This is a genomic window from uncultured Campylobacter sp. (assembly GCF_938045405.1).
Taxonomy (GTDB): domain Bacteria; phylum Campylobacterota; class Campylobacteria; order Campylobacterales; family Campylobacteraceae; genus Campylobacter_B.
In genome coordinates this window covers 1-2,142 of the sequence record NZ_CALIMW010000059.1, presented here as the reverse complement: position 1 = coordinate 2,142, position 2,142 = coordinate 1, and the positions used below count along the sequence as shown (strand labels likewise).

Annotated in this window: 1 protein-coding gene; it reads left to right on the top strand. The window is 50.3% G+C overall.

What is annotated here, in order from left to right:
- Positions 1 to 660: 660 nt before the first annotated feature.
- Positions 661 to 2,127: an aldehyde dehydrogenase family protein gene (locus Q0140_RS02065; RefSeq protein WP_297961220.1), complete on the top strand. Its 1,467-nt coding sequence runs from the start codon at positions 661 to 663 to the stop codon at positions 2,125 to 2,127.
- Positions 2,128 to 2,142: the final 15 nt, after the last annotated feature.

Here is a 2,142-nt window from a genome sequence, read left to right as displayed (position 1 = left end):
AATTTTATTCCGAAAAGTATTTTTGAAATTTTACTTCACAAAATTTTAAAATTCTCAACTAGACTAAATTTTAAAATTTTAACGAAGCCTGATTCAAAACTCCGACGAAGCCGAATTATGAAATTTTACCCCGCAAAATTTTAAAATTTATCGGCAGGCTATAGTTTGGGCTACGTATAAGCTTGAGTCGCGCTCGCTAATTTATCGTCGCACGTGCCGTGCGCCGTAAATTTAAACCGCTCGCCCGCTCCGCTAAAGATAGTTTTAGAAATTTATTCCGCAAAATGTTTCTAAAATTTTACCTTACAAAATTTCAAAATTTTAACGAAGCCGAATTTAAAATCCAGGCGGAGCCAAATTTTAAAATTTTATCGGAGCGAAATTTTAAAATTTCGCGCAGCCGAATTTCCACTCTCGTTTCATAAACGTTACCTTTTGAAATTTCGCCGCTCGCGAGGGCTTAAATTTCACGCGGATTCAAAACTCCTCAAACCCTCCGCTGTCGCGCACTCAGATCAAATTTTAAAATTTCGCGCACGCCGCGTTACTTCTTAAATTTGCACACTACGAAATTTTAACCGATTTTCGCTCCGAAATTTATGCCGCATTAACCGCCGCGGATATATAATAGCGAATGTCATATTTCACAAAGGAGTAAGCATGGCTACAATCCAACCAAGCTATAAGCTTTTCATCGACGGCGAGTTTGTGGGTGCCGAAGGCGGCGCGAGCCTAGACGTTTTTAATCCCGCTACCGGCGAGAAAATTTCAAAGATCGCAGATGCTAGCAAGGCGGACGTCGATAGAGCGGTCGCCGCAGCCCGTAAGGCGTTTGAGAGCTTCCGCCGCACTAGCGTTTATGAGCGCAGCGCGCTGCTAAACAAGATCGCCGACGTCCTAGAGCAAAACGCCGAGTTCATCGCCACCGTAGAGACTATCGACAACGGTAAGCCGATCCGCGAGACGCGCGCGGTAGACGTAGCGTGGTCGATCGAGCATTTCCGCTATTTTGCGGGCGTGATTTTGGGCGAGGAGGGCAGCGCCAATATGCTAAAAGAGCGCTATCTATCCGTCGTTTTGCGCGAGCCGATCGGCGTAGTAGGACAGATCGTGCCGTGGAATTTCCCGTTTTTGATGGGCGCGTGGAAGCTCGCTCCGCTGATTGCTGCGGGCGATACGTGCGTATTTAAGCCAAGCTCCGAAACCAGCCTTAGCATTTTGGAGTTCATCCGCCTGATCGCGCCGCTGCTTCCAAAGGGCATCATCAACGTCATAACTGGCAAGGGAAGCAAGGCAGGCGAGTTCGTCCGCACTCACAAAGGGCTTGATAAGCTCGCGTTTACGGGCTCGACCGAAGTCGGCAGGGGCATCGCGCTAGCCGCGGCGCAAAAGATCATCCCCGCTACGCTTGAGCTTGGCGGTAAGAGCGCAAATATCATCTTTGACGATTGCGACTTCGACGTTGCGATCGACGGCGTGCAGCTGGGAATCCTTTTCAACCAAGGTCAGGTTTGCTGCGCAGGAAGTAGGATCTTCGTGCAGGAGGGTATCTACGATAAATTCGTACCGGCGCTCGTGGAGAAATTTAAGCGTATCAAAGTGGGCGATCCGCTCGATCCGAACACCCAGATGGGATGCCAGATCAACAAAAAGCAAGCCGATAAAATTTTAGAGTACGTAAAAATCGGCGTAGAGGAGGGCGCTAAGATCGCCGTGGGCGGCAAGCGACATAGCGCGGGAGAGGCTTTCGTCGAGCCTACGCTACTCGTGGACGTACGCAACGACATGCGCGTGGCGCAGGAGGAGATCTTCGGTCCTGTGGGCGTCGTGATTAAATTTAAAGATCAAGACGAGCTCGTCCGCATGGCGAACGACAGCCTCTACGGACTAGGCGGCGCCGTATTTACGCGCGACATCGCAAAGGCGCTCACGGTCGCACGCCTGCTTGAGACGGGTCGCGTATGGGTCAATACCTACAACCAGATCCACGCCGGCGCGCCGTTTGGCGGCTACAAAGAATCGGGCATCGGTCGCGAGACGCACAAGATGATCTTGGATCACTACACCCAGACCAAAAACATCTACATCGACACGATCTCCAAACCGAGCGGCTTTTACGAGCAGTAAGGCTTAGCGCGGTAT

Coding starts and splice junctions, on each gene's coding strand:
- Q0140_RS02065 (WP_297961220.1), top strand. CDS start 661: ATGGCTACAATCCAACCAAGCTATAAGCTTTTCATCGACGGCGAGTTT.